Annotated in this window: 18 protein-coding genes and 2 rRNA genes; all 20 read right to left on the bottom strand. The window is 34.8% G+C overall.

Going from position 1 to position 15,658, the window contains the following annotated elements; all coding sequences use genetic code 11:
* Positions 1-45: 45 nt before the first annotated feature.
* Complete coding sequence (locus LD272_RS10505; protein WP_226036570.1) at positions 46-423, bottom strand: IolE/MocC family protein; 378 nt, start codon at positions 421-423, stop codon at positions 46-48.
* 59 nt (positions 424-482) lie between these two features.
* Complete coding sequence (locus tag LD272_RS10500; protein ID WP_226036569.1) at positions 483-839, bottom strand: hypothetical protein; 357 nt, start codon at positions 837-839, stop codon at positions 483-485.
* Positions 840-1,143: 304 nt separating this feature from the next.
* Entirely contained in the window at positions 1,144-1,446 is a 303-nt protein-coding gene (locus LD272_RS10495) for a DUF5316 domain-containing protein (RefSeq protein WP_226036568.1), read from the bottom strand.
* 213 nt (positions 1,447-1,659) lie between these two features.
* The gene (locus tag LD272_RS10490; RefSeq protein ID WP_226036567.1) at positions 1,660-1,941 is read right to left on the bottom strand and encodes a hypothetical protein; all 282 of its coding nucleotides are present in this window, start codon (positions 1,939-1,941) and stop codon (positions 1,660-1,662) included.
* Positions 1,942-2,352: 411 nt separating this feature from the next.
* Positions 2,353-3,261, bottom strand: a complete 909-nt coding sequence (locus tag LD272_RS10485) for a S66 peptidase family protein (protein ID WP_226036566.1) — start codon at positions 3,259-3,261, stop codon at positions 2,353-2,355.
* 197 nt (positions 3,262-3,458) lie between these two features.
* On the bottom strand, positions 3,459-4,076 hold the full coding sequence (locus LD272_RS10480; protein ID WP_226036565.1) for an NUDIX hydrolase: 618 nt from the start codon (positions 4,074-4,076) through the stop codon (positions 3,459-3,461).
* On the bottom strand, positions 4,066-4,719 hold the full coding sequence (locus tag LD272_RS10475; protein ID WP_226036726.1) for an HAD family hydrolase: 654 nt from the start codon (positions 4,717-4,719) through the stop codon (positions 4,066-4,068). Before LD272_RS10475 ends, LD272_RS10480 begins: the two co-directional genes overlap by 11 nt.
* Positions 4,720-4,898: 179 nt before the next feature.
* Positions 4,899-5,984, bottom strand: a complete 1,086-nt coding sequence (locus LD272_RS10470) for a hypothetical protein (RefSeq protein ID WP_226036564.1) — start codon at positions 5,982-5,984, stop codon at positions 4,899-4,901.
* Between the two features lie 111 nt (positions 5,985-6,095).
* Positions 6,096-6,296, bottom strand: a complete 201-nt coding sequence (locus LD272_RS10465) for a hypothetical protein (RefSeq protein WP_226036563.1) — start codon at positions 6,294-6,296, stop codon at positions 6,096-6,098.
* A gap of 160 nt (positions 6,297-6,456) precedes the next feature.
* Positions 6,457-7,023, bottom strand: coding sequence for an SGNH/GDSL hydrolase family protein (locus tag LD272_RS10460; RefSeq protein WP_226036562.1), 567 nt, complete (start codon positions 7,021-7,023; stop codon positions 6,457-6,459).
* Between the two features lie 187 nt (positions 7,024-7,210).
* Positions 7,211-7,435, bottom strand: a complete 225-nt coding sequence (locus LD272_RS10455) for a hypothetical protein (protein ID WP_226036561.1) — start codon at positions 7,433-7,435, stop codon at positions 7,211-7,213.
* A 194-nt stretch (positions 7,436-7,629) separates the two neighbouring features.
* Positions 7,630-8,469, bottom strand: coding sequence for a hypothetical protein (locus LD272_RS10450; protein WP_226036560.1), 840 nt, complete (start codon positions 8,467-8,469; stop codon positions 7,630-7,632).
* A gap of 112 nt (positions 8,470-8,581) precedes the next feature.
* A complete protein-coding gene (locus LD272_RS10445) occupies positions 8,582-9,601 on the bottom strand; it encodes a DUF2804 domain-containing protein (RefSeq protein ID WP_226036559.1) in 1,020 nt (339 codons plus the stop codon).
* A 139-nt stretch (positions 9,602-9,740) separates the two neighbouring features.
* Entirely contained in the window at positions 9,741-10,532 is a 792-nt protein-coding gene (locus tag LD272_RS10440) for an alpha/beta hydrolase (RefSeq protein WP_226036558.1), read from the bottom strand.
* 158 nt (positions 10,533-10,690) lie between these two features.
* A complete protein-coding gene (locus LD272_RS10435; protein ID WP_226036557.1) occupies positions 10,691-11,956 on the bottom strand; it encodes a Bcr/CflA family efflux MFS transporter in 1,266 nt (421 codons plus the stop codon).
* A 67-nt stretch (positions 11,957-12,023) separates the two neighbouring features.
* A complete protein-coding gene (locus LD272_RS10430; RefSeq protein ID WP_226036556.1) occupies positions 12,024-12,983 on the bottom strand; it encodes a DMT family transporter in 960 nt (319 codons plus the stop codon).
* A gap of 268 nt (positions 12,984-13,251) precedes the next feature.
* Complete coding sequence (locus LD272_RS10425; RefSeq protein ID WP_226036555.1) at positions 13,252-13,803, bottom strand: hypothetical protein; 552 nt, start codon at positions 13,801-13,803, stop codon at positions 13,252-13,254.
* A 194-nt stretch (positions 13,804-13,997) separates the two neighbouring features.
* On the bottom strand, positions 13,998-14,741 hold the full coding sequence (locus tag LD272_RS10420; RefSeq protein ID WP_226036554.1) for an amidohydrolase family protein: 744 nt from the start codon (positions 14,739-14,741) through the stop codon (positions 13,998-14,000).
* Between the two features lie 475 nt (positions 14,742-15,216).
* Positions 15,217-15,332, bottom strand: a 5S ribosomal RNA gene (gene rrf, locus LD272_RS10415).
* A 211-nt stretch (positions 15,333-15,543) separates the two neighbouring features.
* Positions 15,544-15,658 (bottom strand): 23S ribosomal RNA (locus LD272_RS10410); the annotation flags it as partial.

Raw genomic sequence — 15,658 nt, 5'->3', positions numbered from 1 at the left:
TTCATTGTAAGCACCTAAAAATGCCATCGAATAAACGAACTGTTTTTACTTAGATATTACTTTTAATTCTTCATCTATAACTTTGGAAGCATCATAAATTACACCATCATCGTAATTCTTTATATCAAAATAACCATTGTAATATTCCCATATTTCTTGATGTTTAGAGTATTTCTTAAAACTGTCCAGTATTTCTTTAAACAAGACCGTTGCCTGCTCTTCTGTTGGTGTTCCTTCAACCATAAGTCTAAACTTAATATCTTTATTACCATCAAATGATGCCGCTGTTGTTTCGATTTCATCTAATTGTCTAAAGTAGTCTTCTGCTTTCCCTTTTATTGTACTAATGTCAAAGTCAGGCTGTTGATTACAACCAACAAGTACAAATAACAGAATTAAAAAACTGAAACTAATTTTTCTCATAAACTACCTCCCTCTATATAATCACCTTCAAAACGCACCTTATAGTTGAAGACAATCAATTATTCTAATTGTTCTAATGGTTTTATTACCTGTTTATTAATATTAATTTGTATTAATTCCTTTGAGTCCTTTTTATAAGAGTAAATGTTTATCTTCTTTGCTTCATCTTCAAACAAAACAAAAGCCTGATACTCTTCAATGTCTTCCATATCAATTTGTTCGTAGAGATTCAAAACAACTACATCCTCTATATCCGCTTCTTCATAAAATCCATTATATTCCAAATATGAAATAACATCCTTTTTAAAATTCTCTCTTTGCTTCTGTTGAGACATATCGGACCAAAAAGTATAAAGGACACTAATAACAAGTATTCCCATCCAAAAGGCAATGCTAAGCAATCTTTTTTTATTCAAATTAAAACCTCCAAACTTTTCTTACAAGTTAATTCCACTCTTAAATTAACTTGCTTCTTTAGTGACATGTCACTCCCTTATCAAAAAGAAAAGTTGAGTTTATATATTAGACGTCGTAGTTGGAATCCTTCTTAACATTATTGCCACTTTACTTTAAGTGCATAGTTCACATACATTAGAATAATTTTATCATAATATTCCAATTAGACTTTTTTTCAAAAAAAAGATCGCCGCGATAACGATGAGAGAATATAAAATGATTGGAGTTATTTTCCTATTTATAACCTCCTCCTTAATAAATAACTTAACCTTGCATCAAGCCTATTACTACCAAAGTAATTAGTATAGCGAGGTTTGGGGTACTGATTAGTAAAAACCTGATAACCCATTTATTTTTTTGTTGTCTATCTTCTTTATTTTCAGTGTGATAATTAGCCCTATTTCTATCGCCATCTACAAAAGCCCCTGTTAGTAAACCTGATATTAACAATGGAATAAGTGCTGCTACTCCTACTATTTTCAAAAATAAGTTCCAGTCACCTGTAAGAGACCCAATAACTAAAGCAACAAGGGTTATGAATACACCAATACCAATATATTTCAGCAAAATACTTCCCCCTTATTTTAATCATTTAAGCATATATACGAAATAATCCTCCAATATGTTTCAATATTCAGTTAATTATTCTTGTTTAGCTCTACTGCTTGTTTGTTCAATAAGAAAAGGAGTTGCAGTAGCAACCCTGTTCTTCAACTTGTAGTTATATATAAAGACTTACACAATAATTGCATAGTATATAAATGGCGTGACAATAAGTCATTATTTCTTAACTTTTCGTTCTAAAAGTATAGGTGCTATATTTAGTAAGATAGAAACAATTGTCAAAAACCATAATACCCTTTCAAAATTAGGTACTTCCCCTAAAGCTGACCAATCTTCCCTTTTTACCCACTCTGATACAAGACTGTATTCTGCACAAAGTGTTAATGCTGTAAATGATAATCCTAACGCCATAGCGAGCTTATAATCCTTTCCTGCTGCATACATATAAAGATTTATAAAAGTTACTACTATTGCAATAGCCCCTAATATTACCCACATAACTATTCCTCCATATATTTTTATATTATACCGTGCAATCATACTAATGTACTTCGTCTCAGTTTTTCGCATTATTTTTATGAGACATTCATACGTCTATTCTTGATTTACAGTAAATGCTCTTTCTCTTGTGATTTCTTATTGAACAAACCTGCTACGTTCGTAATAAAAGCTTAGCCAGATTTTTCTGATTGACCTTTTTTCATATGGTCTTATGATTACGGTAGTCGGGGTAGAACGAAGCACCCGTGAGACATAAATCCCGTTAGCTAAACTGTTCACCCCATACTTGTATAAACGTGTTTCAGGCTGGTTGGAACACTGATTCCGTTTAACAAATTCTTCTTTAACAATAGCCTCTATTCATAAAAATACTTTTAATCTAGAACTTCAATACTCAATACTTAAGATTCACATTACGCCTGAATCAATCGCCAATCGAGGCGGAGACGTTGTGAGTTTTGCGTTTACTCCCAGCGGCACGCCATAATTAGGTTGGCAATGTCCGATGTAAAAATTCGCAACAACAGGGAAAGACGCACAAGCGAAGAAATCTTGAAGCACTTTTTCTAATCTCGCATATTCGTCTGGTTCCACTTGAAAATTACCAATGACCACACCTTTGACAGCATCGAACACCCCCGCTTGTTCGAGGTGAGTAAGCATCAAGTTAATCCTAAACGCAGGTTCTTCAACATCCTCGATTAGTAGGATGGCTCCGTTCGTATTCACTTGATAAGGTGTTCCCAAACCATTGGTGAGTAAAGTTAGATTCCCTCCCACTAAACGTCCTTCCCCTGTGCCACAAGCTAGCGTGTTGAGGGGCGAATTGCTAGAGTCATAGATTGAAGTTTCTCCCGTGAATAAAGAAAAAAATGAGGATTCTGTCTCCATTGTTCTATCTTCGTCATTCAGATCGGATGCCACCATCGGTCCGTGGAAAGTAACCAAGTCACTGAAGTTTTGAATTGCATTTAGCAGATATGTAATATCGCTATACCCCCAAAATATCTTAGGATTTCTCTGTATCTTTGCATAATCAATCATGGGAGCAATTCTAGCTGTTCCGAATCCTCCATTAGCACAAAAAACCCCGCGTATAGCATGGTCGAAAAAGGACTCGTGCAAATCAGTAAGCCGCTTTTGATCCAAATTGACAAGATCCTCCTCTACATCGAACACGTTTCGTCCAAAGACGACATCAAGCCCCATTTTTTCAAGTACACGTTTTCCCTGTATCAGCTGCTCTTTGTCTGGCGGTCCAGCTGGTGCAATAATCGCTACCCGATCACCTTCTTTTAAGGCACGTGGTTTAATCATTACCTATCCTTCCTTTCCTCAATTCCAATATCTGAATATGGTTATCGGAATATTACGCGTAAAACAGTAAAAATGCTCGCTCCGTATATCTTGTTAGTTCTGAACAAAAATCCTGTTCCTTTAAATTTATTTATTAAATAATAGCAGCCCACTGGTTTAAGTGTATCCATTCACAAAATGTGAAAATATATTTAAAACTAATCGAATATTGATGCTTTATTTGGATTTCGAAAATAATCAAAAAGCATATTTATTTGTTCTTCTGTATTTCTACCAGTTGATAGTTTAGGAAGATTATTTTCAGAAAAAAACCTTACATCTTTGGTTTCCAGACCAGTATCCGCCTGTCCACCTGTTAATTCGCATTGAATAAATATTTTGTAATAATGATAAGGTTGAGGTGGATGAGAATGTTGATTCATATCTAACAACGCAACTAATTTTTTGGCAGTTACATCATAACCCGATTCCTCTTTTACCTCTTTCATTATATTTTCAGAAGGTGACAAACCAATATCACAAAAGCCACCAGGTAATGACCACTTATCATCACTATTTTCTCGTACCATTAAAATTTTGTCGTCAGTAAAAACAGCTCCACGAATATCTACTTTAGGAGTTTGATAACCTGTTTCGTTTGTAAACAACCCCGTTATTTTTTCCATTTCTAAATCTGTATATTGCTCCATTATTTCAGAACTAATTTTTCTCAGCTCTTCATACCTTTCAATATCATAGATATCGTTTGAAAATGATAGCCCTGATTGTGATAGTGCTTGAATCTTCTTTGCCCATTCTAACCATTTATAACTCACTTTGGTCACCTTTTTCTAAATACTTTTTAAAACCTGTAACGCTTTCAAAAATATAATTTGGTTTGACTAAAAATTCACTTGGTTGATAGTCAGGCAACCACTGTACTCCCGCAGTCGTTACATTTGCTTTCAGTCCTGCTTCAATATCAGCATCACTGTCACCAATAAACATACAATCATTTCTTTCCACTTCCAATAGATTTAATGCTTTAACCACTCCTTCTGGATGAGGTTTTGGATGGATAACATCATCACCTGTTATGATAATTTCAAAGAAATTATCCATATGAAGTGCCTTTAAAGAAATATCTAAACTTCTCCTCGCTTTACCAGTTACAATTCCCATTTTAATACCTTTTTCTTTTAAATACCTTATCATTTCTGTGATTTCACTATTTGGTTTTACTAATTGTTCGTGATCTTCCAAATATTTTTCATAGTATAATTCTATTGCATTTTCCTTATTTTTATTTTTTAAATTTTCTATGATAATTCCAGTTTCTGAAGGTCCGAACATTGCTATAATATCATCGGAGGAAAGGTCCTTGTTATCAAACTCTTTGAAAACACTCTGAAACGCTACATAACAAATCGGTAAGGTATTGGCTAAGGTTCCATCAAAATCAAAAATAATTGCTTTAATAAAAAACACTCCTTATATATATTAGCTTTCATTTATATATTAGCTTTCATTCTTAAACAATTCTGCGTTAATATTGAATAAGCATTACTCTATCCCTATTCAACTCTCGTACCCTTTTATTTAAGTGAAAATAGTCACAATCAATAAAGAAACCTTTAGTTTCCTTAATTTATTATAAATTAAGAACATAATATTTCTAACTCATCTAAGCATAAATCTAACCTGTCTCTGATAACTTCTTTACTCCCCATTTGCTGTGACACCTTATCGCTCTGCTGAGTTTTGTTTAAGACTTCATAATGCTCAAATGTTTCGAGTAACATCCATAAAATATATTCATCCTTTAATCTTTTTAGTTGTACTCTATGTTCATCACTATTGCAATTGTAGAAGTAACCTTGTTTAAAACCCACAGCAATTTCATTTAGAATGCTTCTTTTTTCCTCGTAGGCATTATTTAAGTATCTTGGTGAATTTGAGTATGAAGGTAAGAGAAATTGGTAGCAAAAAACAAAATAAGCTGCGTATTTTAAATCAAAATCTAACTTCGGTAAAGGGTCAATTATTGATACTCTATCAAAACTTACTATTAAATTTTCTGGTGTTATATCTTGATTTACTAATGATATTGTTTGAACGTATTTCCTTCTATTCTCAATCAAGTTTTTCACTTTTTCACTAACTATTTCCCTATTAAAATTCAATTTAGAAACATATAAGGAATCTAAGACCTTAAGGTAACTGTTATTATCCTTTTCCCATATTTGTTGAATTTTTTGATGATTTCCTCCACTTAAGTACTTCCCATTCCAGTGTAAATCTCCAAAGCCTTTTATTTCTGGCTTATTTCTGTGTATTTGATTAAAGGATTGACCTAATTTTTTTCCATAAGCAAATGCTTCAATTTGTTTCAGCAACGATAATTCTTGTCCATTTCCCATATAGGTTTCTGCTGTAAAAACTAAGTCACGTTCTATAAAATATTTAAAATACGTAGGACAGATATTTTGAAAACTTTTATTGGCTTGCTTGTAATAAGCCCTAGTAGATTCGTACTCGGTAATTAACTCATTTTCATCAAAGTGTTGTATTTCGCCATAAGCTCTTTTCTTTTTGATTCTTAGGACAAGGTCATCGTTATCTATTCTGTCTAACTTATAAACTGTATGCCAGGCACCTTCACCAATTCTCGTTATATGGTCCTGCTTTATGTTTTTAAGATTCAATTTATCTAAAACCCTGTTCAAAATGATATCAATGTACATACTTAGCCACCCTAGATTAATTCAAAATTAGTTTTATAAAATAGTCCCTTTATACAAATTTTTCAAGGAAAACCCCCCATTAGTGCAATAAGAAAAACTGCACCTGTTTACTTATTCATTATTCTTATCTTTAGATTTTTTTGAACTTGGTAACCCGTATAAACCTAAGTAAAAAACAATTAACACGACAATAATTCCTCCAGGATTAATCGTTATGAAAGAAGTTTTTTCTGGATATTGCCATACAAGAAACCCTAGAATAATGGCTATTATCCATCCTATTAAACGAATCTTTTTTGCATGTTTTTTCAATCATAATCGTCCTAACTTAGTATTTTTAAGTATTTGGAAACACCACTTTTATCAAAAACTATCATAAAATTCAGTCATTTCCTTTTATTTTCCCAAAAAGAGAAGAACGTCACCTTAATAAATCCTACGTTCCTCTTGTTTTGTTAAAGCGCCTGTTAGGTTAATAACAAACTTCTCTAATTTTCTCTACTAATAAACGAACAAGAAAATCATAACCCTTGTCTCCAAAATGAAGTCCATCGTTTCTTATCCCTTTTAGTATTTGAGTATAGTCATCCAAAGCACTCATTTCAGAAAAAAAATCGATGAAAGGACTTCCAGTATCAACTGCCACTTGTTTAACCGTTGAAGCATAACCGAATAAGACTTCATTGGTTCTTGCAAATTGTACCTTTTCATCAACTGGGGCTGGAGAAATTAAAATTGTTCTTTCAGGCTTAATCATTTGAGTGATTTTATAAATGTTATTTTTATAAGTTTCCAAATCCACTATTTTATGAACTGCTGCATCATTAGCACCAAACAATACTGTTACTAGATCAGGATTATGTTTAATTACATCATTCTCAATTCTAGATATAGCATCGATAGTGTTATCTCCTGATACACCAGCATTTATAACTTCAAAGCCGTCCACTTGCTTAGCTAACTTTGTTGTTAGGATAGACGTATCCAATCCTTCTTTTCTAGCCGTAATACTGTCCCCAAAACATACTAATTTAAGCATCTGACTGCTCCTAATACATTTATGTTTTTTAATCAATTATACTGCTGCTTTAGCACAAGAAGGGCTATATCCCTGTTCAAGATAAGCAACCGTTAGTGGAGTAACACCTTCAGCAAAATTTGAACTTATTTATTTCCATTTTTTTCTTCACTTTATCTCTTTCTTTTCATTGTAGCTCGTTAGTCAATTACTTGCTTCTGATTTTAACTATACGTTCCACAATAAATCCAACTATTAAGCCGATAGCAAAAGGAAGTATTGCAATATTTGCATCAAAAATCAACCCATTTTCTAACGGTTCGTTTAGAACAAATGAAAACTTAAAAAGAGATAAATTAAATATACTTCCAATCCAATATAATAGAGCCATTGTCCCAACTGATGATAATAACGGAAACCATATTTTTCTCACAAAATATCTCCTTTTAATACTTGTATTCAACAAAACTACGTGGTTAGTGAAACAAGGTTGCATTCGCCTTATTAAAGTATCGCAACCCGACAGTTGAAGAAGAAGACTACATAAAACACTTATATATCGGAACTGTAATTTACTAAATAGTTGACCAAACTGACTTAACTTAACGGGTAAATAGGCGGTCTATTTTATGCATTATTAATTTTAAACTTCACAAAGGTTCGATCATCAAAGGACTTATTCCCTTTCACTAATCCTTTGGCCGATTTATACACCCTAAAACATAGTGGGTCATCATTTAACAAGCTAGATAAGGCATTTTCAGATTCTAATAGTGTACCTTTTAAAAATGGATAACCATCAGAAGCAAGAATTATCTCACATGCATTGACCTGGACTTTTGTAATTTTCACGCGGTTCAAGTCTACATTAAAACCATTAATGACATCATATCCATATTGGTTTTGACTATCGTTTTGCATAAAGTATTGTTGTTGAATTAACGGCCTAATAAATTCCCAGCCTGTATCATGTTCAATTAGTTGTTCAATTGTTTTTCCTTTTTTTATTTCTCCTTCTAGATAAAGTGATCTAGCATTGCCAGTAATAGTATCCAATTCTTTATCATTTTTATAGACTTGTCCATCAATCATTAATTGGCAGTCCCCTACTTGCCATACTTCGTTATAATAATGACTATAGACAACCAAACTAGCAGATGGCGCCATCCACTTCTTTTCTGCTATTTCATTTATTAAATTATATTTCAGAAAAGCTATCTGCAGATTTTCATTTATATGGGAAATCATTTTTTCTAGAGTAGTTTCTGCTGTTAAACCTTCGATTGTGTCCTTAATTATTTCTGCCGCGAACCTCCCAGGTGTTTTATCAGCTATCCTTTTACCTGATACATTAGTAGCACCATCAATCACAGCAATAAAATGATCAGTTAGTACATATAAGTCCTCATTTAACAGAGAATCACCTTTTTTCCCTTCAGATAATACCTCTTTTACAGTAAAGCCCAAGTTAATCACCTCATGTTCTTATCTAGCCATCTTTTTTTGTTGAAATACCTACTGGATAACCTTAGTCAATATGCTCTCCTAATTAGGGATAAGGAACACGATTTTAATCTCTTCACCAGCTTGCTTTATGGTCTTCAGCCCAGCCAAACACGGAATCAATCTCCATTCGTTCTCCATCGTCTGTTACGACATGACCATTAAATTTCCCTATTACTTGATGAACGGTTGACTGAATAATAATTGCATTCGTAGTTGCATTTCTTTCAAATAGAGGCTGAAAACTAAGGGATACGCGATCTGATAATTCCGTTGTCAACGTCCATGGCTTCATGTAATTACTTGAATCATACTCCCAAACGATGTCTTCATGGATCTTACTAAGTTTCCCATCAACCACAATCCCATTTTCGTTTTGGCCAGTTCCATTTGTCCATTGCCCACCAAAATTTAAGCCTATCTTTCTATCATTAACAATTCCTGATCCCGCTGCCCAATTCCATGTAGAACGATATGGCCATACTCCACGACCAAAGTCTAAACACCCAAATGCTTCTTCTCTGTTTAGCGTGTATTCCTGTCCGCTCCAATTTACAACTCCTGTCGCAGGCAACGCTGTTTGTTTAGAAGTGAACTGAAATCGTTTCTTGCTCCACGGAACAACAACATTTAATGTTTCATGTCCCTTAGGACGGTAAACAGTGACATCAGCTACAAGAGATTGATTTTTCCCATCGAAGTGAGGACAGTTAACCTGAATACGAGTCGAATCTCCTTTTTCTTCTAGAGAAATGGACAACTGCTTACCTTTGAAATTAATTGAAGCATTTACTTCCTCAGGCATGTGACATCCTTTTCCAAAAGGGACAAGCACTGTCTTCTCCTGAAATTTAAGCGTTGGTATATCTAACACATAAACAAACAAAACAGCCGCATAATCCAAATCAGATACTGTTACTGAAAATAAAAAGTCTTTAGTCATTACACACCAATAATTCCACTTTTTCTTTCTTAAGTAATGACCAGATAAATTACACTGAATATGAGGATGCCTTGCCCATCCAATACTACTTTCTAATAAATTTCCTGATGAATCACACATAGTTGTTGGTTTAGTTATTTCATTAGCTTCCATGCAATCTCTCCTCATCCTATTATTTTCTGTTACTTTGTTACATAAGGATTTCAACAAAGTGAATAATACTCCTGCAAATAACCACGAGGGTTACCAACAAATAACTAAAAATAATTCCATAAGTTGGTCCCTTGATATCTTAAGCAAAATTGTGTTTTTGGAGCCAAAGTAAACATTGAGATTGCCAACTCCTCACATGCTGATTCTCATCCGCTAGCCCCAAACCATGAACACCTTGTTCAAAGACATGTAAATCAAATGGAATCTGATGTTGTCTTAGTGCGCTGGCAAACATGAAGCTATTTTCAACCGGAACAGATTGATCATCAGCAGTATGCCATAAAAATGTAGGCGGTGTATCTTTGTTTATATGTAAATGATTAGACAAAGATTCTATTAAATCTGCAGATGGGTTTTCTCCTAATAGGTTTGATACAGATCCCTGATGACAGTAAGGTTTCATCATTGTAATTACGGGATAACACAAAATCATCAAATCTGGCCGTGAACTTATCCTTTCAACCGGATCCTTTGCTTTTGGATCTCCAAAATCATACTGAGTACCTGCCGTTGAAGCTAAATGACCACCTGCAGAAAATCCAAGGATACCGATTCGGTCCTGATCGATAGCCCAATCTATCGCGTGTGCCCGAACATAACGAATCGCTCGTTTTACATCTTGAAGTGAACTCGGGTATTTATTTGGTGCAACACGGTAGTCCAGAACAAAAGCGGAAATACCCAGTGAATTTAGCCATTTAGCAACTGGCTCTCCTTCATGGTCCGCTTTTCTTGCATAGGCTCCACCTGGACAGATAATAACTGCGCTCGTTTTAACACCGTCTGTATCAACAAGATATGGCGTAATTGTTGGTGAATCTTCTACATTAATTTGGCTCGGGACATTGTCCTCCCATAATTTGATTGGCACTTTGTCACTCCTTTCGAATAAAAAAGCGTAACGCTCTAAGCTTTTTAACTATTCATCTAATAAAGCGCTCACATTTTTAAAATAATATGTTTGAACAAAAAGGAGGACTCCTCCCTTTTGTTCTTAGACATTACAAAAATAGTATCTATAATGCCTGCTTAGCCATCCAAAGCTTCCTTTTCTTGTTTTTCCTCGCTCTTTTCTTCCTTTGTTAGTGTAAAGAAAGCAATGAAACCAATTAATGAAGTACTAAATAATGCTGCTCCCATTGGTATAGCGGTAGTCTCGTTAATTCCAACAAGCGGAGCAATGATTGATCCGACTAATAATGGAAGCATACCTAATACCGCACTCGCACTCCCTGCTCGACCACCCTGGTGTTTCATCGCTATCGTAAAAGTACTTGTTAGGATGATTCCTATCGTGAACAGGTGAATGAATATTGGAATTACAAGCATCACTAGTGGACCTTTAATAATTGTCATAATCAGAAGTAATGTGTTCGAACTAAGAGAAATAATCACTCCAGCGCGAAGTAAGGTTCGTTCTTTAATAATATCACTTAAACGGCCAACTACTCCACTTCCTAAAATAATTGCAAGACCATTAATCCCAAATAAAATGCTAAATACTTGCGGGGATACCTGATAAATATTCTGGTAAACGAATGGAGTTCCAGCTACATACGCAAATGTTCCTCCCTGAACAAAAGCAACTACGATCGCATACCCAATAAAAGAACGGTCCAAAAATAGACTTCCCATCGTTCGAACGGAACTTCCAATCGAGCTTGGTATTCGTTTTTCTTTCGGTAATGTTTCCTTTAAGTTGAAAAAAACGGTTAAAACAATGATCAGTCCGAGAAAAAATAAAAAGAAGAAAACCGTATGCCATGTTGCAAATGGCAAAAGCAAGATTGCTCCACCACTGATTGGTGCAATCATCGGGGCAGTTGCATTGATCATCATTAAAAGCGCAAAAAATTTGGTAAGGTCTCTTCCACTAAACACATCACGGACAACAGCACGGGATAGAACAACACCTGCTGAAGCAGTGAATCCTTGTAAAAATCGTGCGATTACTAACATGGTAATATTTGGTGCAAATGCACAGAGAAGCGAAGCTATAGCGAATAAGCTAATGAATACCAATATAGGCTTTCTTCTCCCCTTCGCATCACTAATTGGACCAATAACCATTTGCCCCATTGCAAGTCCAATTAAACAGGCAGTCAAACTGAGCTGTACGAGTGACGCACGAGCGCCCAAATCATCAGCAATATCTGGAAAGCTTGGTAAATACATATCAATATTAAATGGACCCAACATGCAAAGCATGGCGAGTAGAAAAACCAATCCGATTCGCTGTTTGCCTGTTGGATTATGTAACGTAGATTCCTGTTTATCTTGATGAATAACAAACACCTCCATTACCTATTTTACTAAATTATTCATTTAGTACACTCACTATCACTTGACCTTTGTTCCTGCATCATGACTGTTCAATTTTCACTTGCTTGTTCTTGTCAGAAGCTATTTTTCTTCCTTTATAATTAACCGCAAGAATACCAATGGCAACCATCGCGACAGCTGCAATAATAAATACATTCAAATTTTCCCCTGGAATAAAGATTGATGATAATATGGTACCAGCAATGGGAACAATAAACTTATACATACTTATTTCGCCTGCATGGTTATATTTTAATAAAGAATACCAAAGCCCGAATGCAGCAGCTGAAAGTATTGCAGAATAAATTAATAGTCCAAAACCAAATGGAGTAAATACGATTGCATTATCACTTATTTGTGGCACACCAATCAGTAGCATTATCGAAGCACCTATACTTAGTTGCCAACCGGTAACGGCAAATGGATGTATTCCTGTTGCTAACTCTTTTGCCATAATCGTTGCGACTGCATTTATGATACCAGTCATAATCATAAATCCTTCTCCGTCCCATTGAAAATTCAGGTGGAGTCCCTCCCCCCAGTTGGCAACAGCAATTCCTGCAAATCCTGCAACCAGACCAACTGTTTTCTTCCAATTCAATCGATCATTTTTATAAAAATAATGAGCAAGAATGACGGTGAAGAATGTTCCACTTGAAGACAAAATAGCCCCTTGCATGCCAGATACTTTTGCCAATCCATTATAAAAGAAAAAATATAAAATAGTCGTCTGGATAACACCTAGTATCACTAAAACTAAAAACTGCCTACGGGTAACTAAGATTCTTTTCGGACTTATAATTAATAAAAGAGCCAACACAATGATGCCTGCTAGTAAAAAACGCAAGCCCGCAAAGACAATCTTAGCAATTATATCATCTGGAGCCATCTGCAGTTCTTGATAACTCACTTTAAGTACAGGAAATGCACTTCCCCATAAAATAGAGCAAAATACAGCTATCCCAATCACCGACCATTTATTCTCAAACAGTCCTTTCAATGCTTTCAACTCCTAATCTATTAAATCAAATAAGTCTATCGTATGACAATGTGAACTATTAAGCAAACAGGAAGCTTTTAAAAGAAAAAAACATCTTTACTATTGCTACCGGGTTCACTAGAGACGTGCTAAACAGTATTTTCACAGTAAAAAATGGCTTGGAGAAATATATCCAAGCCATTTTTCTTTCTAATATTCAGATGTTAAATGAAGGGCGATGGTTTAAAAAAAATAATAAAATCCCACATAAACATCTGAATTTTAAACGTTATTCTTCTATTAAGTTTTGTTCATTAAGTTCTCCACTGAATATAAATGGAACATTTTCACCGTTTGGAAAGGCTACTGATACTTGTGTTTCAAAACTATCTAATCCAATTACTTGATAATCAATATTAGCTTGTAATTCTTCAGTCTTTGATGGTATCTCTATAAAGTGACTATCTATCGGTTTACTATCTGTATCAGTTTCTTCTATATCCTTTTCTTTATCATCCAGTAGAGTAGCACCTGTGCTCATTACTGAATAATAGTTTCCTTTTCCATCTTGTAAATAATTCGAGGATTCTGTATCGTCAATTTCTTCATTATTAAAGTCAATATTGATTGTGACATTTTGCTCGGTATTATTAGTGATTAAGTAGTGAATAGCCGTAACTGCATAATGGTTGTTTGCATGTTCTTCAACATGATCTAGTGTTACTTCGATACCATTTTTTTCTTCTATTAAGGAAAAACTATAGTCTCCTGGAGCATCAGAACCGCATCCAGATAACAAAAGGGTAAATAATAAAATGATTAAACAAAAAAGCTTTTTCACTTTTCGTCCTCCTTCTTATTAATTACAAATAGTTTCCGTTTAATTTCTTAGTCAACGACCGTTGCTTTCTTCGAAGAAGCTAGAAGATTTATGTCCTTTATAGTTATAATTACTAAAACTGTTATTTTAGTAATTGCTCCCGGTAGTTTTACTGTACTCACCCACAAACTCCAGAAATTTCAATTGCAACTAAATTATTTGAAATACCAGTTTAAAGCATTTATATACAAAATTTTGTCGGTGGCTTTTTCCCCAAATAGACGTTGAAATAATTCGAGGTCGGCATACTCAAAAGGTCTTTTCGCCCTTGTAGATGGTAAGTCTGTTCCGAACATAAGAGCGTCTGGATTAATAGCATAAATTAATTTTAAAGCATTCTCGATATTCAATTCTATTCGGCCAAAACCAGTAGCTTTAACTCTAATACCTCTATCAACAAGCTTTAATAAATGAGGTAGTCCCTCTTCTGATAATCCTAAATGGTCAATGGATATGGCAGGCAATTTTTCAATGGTTGATGTAATTTCGGGTAAATCTTTTGCATCAATGTAAAGTTCACTATGCCACCCAACCAAATCATAAACTCTTCTTGCAAAGTAATCGAGCTTCGATAAATCTTCAGAACCGCCTCGTTTAATATTAAACCGTAACCCCCTTACTCCGTTATTATGCAAGCTTATAATTTCATCATCAGTCACAGTAAACGGCAATTGTGTAACTCCACAAAATGCTGGACCCAATTGTTTAAGTGCTTTCAATAAATAAGCTTGATCAAATCCTTGGAAAGACCCAGATACAATCGCTCCTCCTAATACATTAAAATTAGCTGTTTCATTTTGATAATCTGTTACAGCGTAGCTTGGTGGTGTATATCCATGGTTTTCGATAATCGGAAAGTTGAAATCAATAATATGAAAATGTGCATCGAAAATTCCCATTTCAAATTTTCCTTTCTATACTTAATGAAATCAGACGCCATGTTTCACTCATGCATCCTTCATTGAAAAAGTAACTGTTCTAATGAAACAATCACTTCATTCCAATACTCTCCGTTGTATCGAAGGGATATTATCTACATTATGTGAGGTTCGATTCGGTGGAACATGTGAGGTTCTAAAGACGATATGTTTACATCCTCTGATTGCAATTTCTTCAGTTTACAATGTGACATCTCCTTAGCATAAATATTTTTCTACTTACTGCTTTTCCAACTTTATTTAGTTTATATACCATAAGACATCACACCTTTCGTTAATAATTATAGAAACATTATACCATTTTTTGTCTTTGGCTGAACATGACTTGATTTCCCTCCGTGTGTATTATGATATGTTTTTCATGTTTTCACCTCTGAAGTGAACTTTAACTACAAAAATAGCCTGTAAGGGAAAATCCCTTACAGGCTAAAAACTTGCCTAGCGGCGTCCTACTCTCGCAGGGGCAAAGCCCCAACTACCATGGGCGCTGGAGAGCTTAACTACTGTGTTCGGCATGGGAACAGGTGTGACCTCTCCGCTATTGCCACTAGACCAACAGGTATGAAACTTCCTGTTATTTAAAGGCTATGCACCTTCAAAACTAGATAAGAAGAACAAGACATCAATTTTTACGCTTTATCATTCTAGCTTCGACTCCCAAATCCTCGCTGTTATAAGCAATCCCTCTCCAAGGCTAAAAACCAGCCTTTACGTGGTCTTACTTATCCAGTCGGATTTAACCGGTCGTCTACGCTTTATAATTTTAGTTAAGTCCTCGATCTATTAGTATTCGTCAGCTACACGTGTCACCACGCTTCCACCTCGAACCTATCAACCTCATCGTCTCTGAGGGATCTTACTCATTTAAAATGATGGGA

This window comes from Aquibacillus saliphilus (assembly GCF_020404745.1).
Taxonomy (GTDB): domain Bacteria; phylum Bacillota; class Bacilli; order Bacillales; family Amphibacillaceae; genus Aquibacillus; species Aquibacillus saliphilus.
The sequence above is the reverse complement of the archived record's forward strand: the minus strand, read 5'-3'. Positions and strand labels throughout refer to the sequence as shown.

Bases quoted from the DNA above. Each gene is read 5' to 3' on its own strand.
- LD272_RS10505 (WP_226036570.1), bottom strand. From the start codon at position 423: ATGAGAAAAATTAGTTTCAGTTTTTTAATTCTGTTATTTGTACTTGTT.
- LD272_RS10490 (WP_226036567.1), bottom strand. From the start codon at position 1,941: ATGTGGGTAATATTAGGGGCTATTGCAATAGTAGTAACTTTTATAAAT.
- LD272_RS10485 (WP_226036566.1), bottom strand. From the start codon at position 3,261: ATGATTAAACCACGTGCCTTAAAAGAAGGTGATCGGGTAGCGATTATT.
- LD272_RS10470 (WP_226036564.1), bottom strand. From the start codon at position 5,984: ATGTACATTGATATCATTTTGAACAGGGTTTTAGATAAATTGAATCTT.
- LD272_RS10460 (WP_226036562.1), bottom strand. From the start codon at position 7,023: ATGCTTAAATTAGTATGTTTTGGGGACAGTATTACGGCTAGAAAAGAA.
- LD272_RS10445 (WP_226036559.1), bottom strand. From the start codon at position 9,601: ATGGAAGCTAATGAAATAACTAAACCAACAACTATGTGTGATTCATCA.
- LD272_RS10420 (WP_226036554.1), bottom strand. From the start codon at position 14,741: ATGGGAATTTTCGATGCACATTTTCATATTATTGATTTCAACTTTCCG.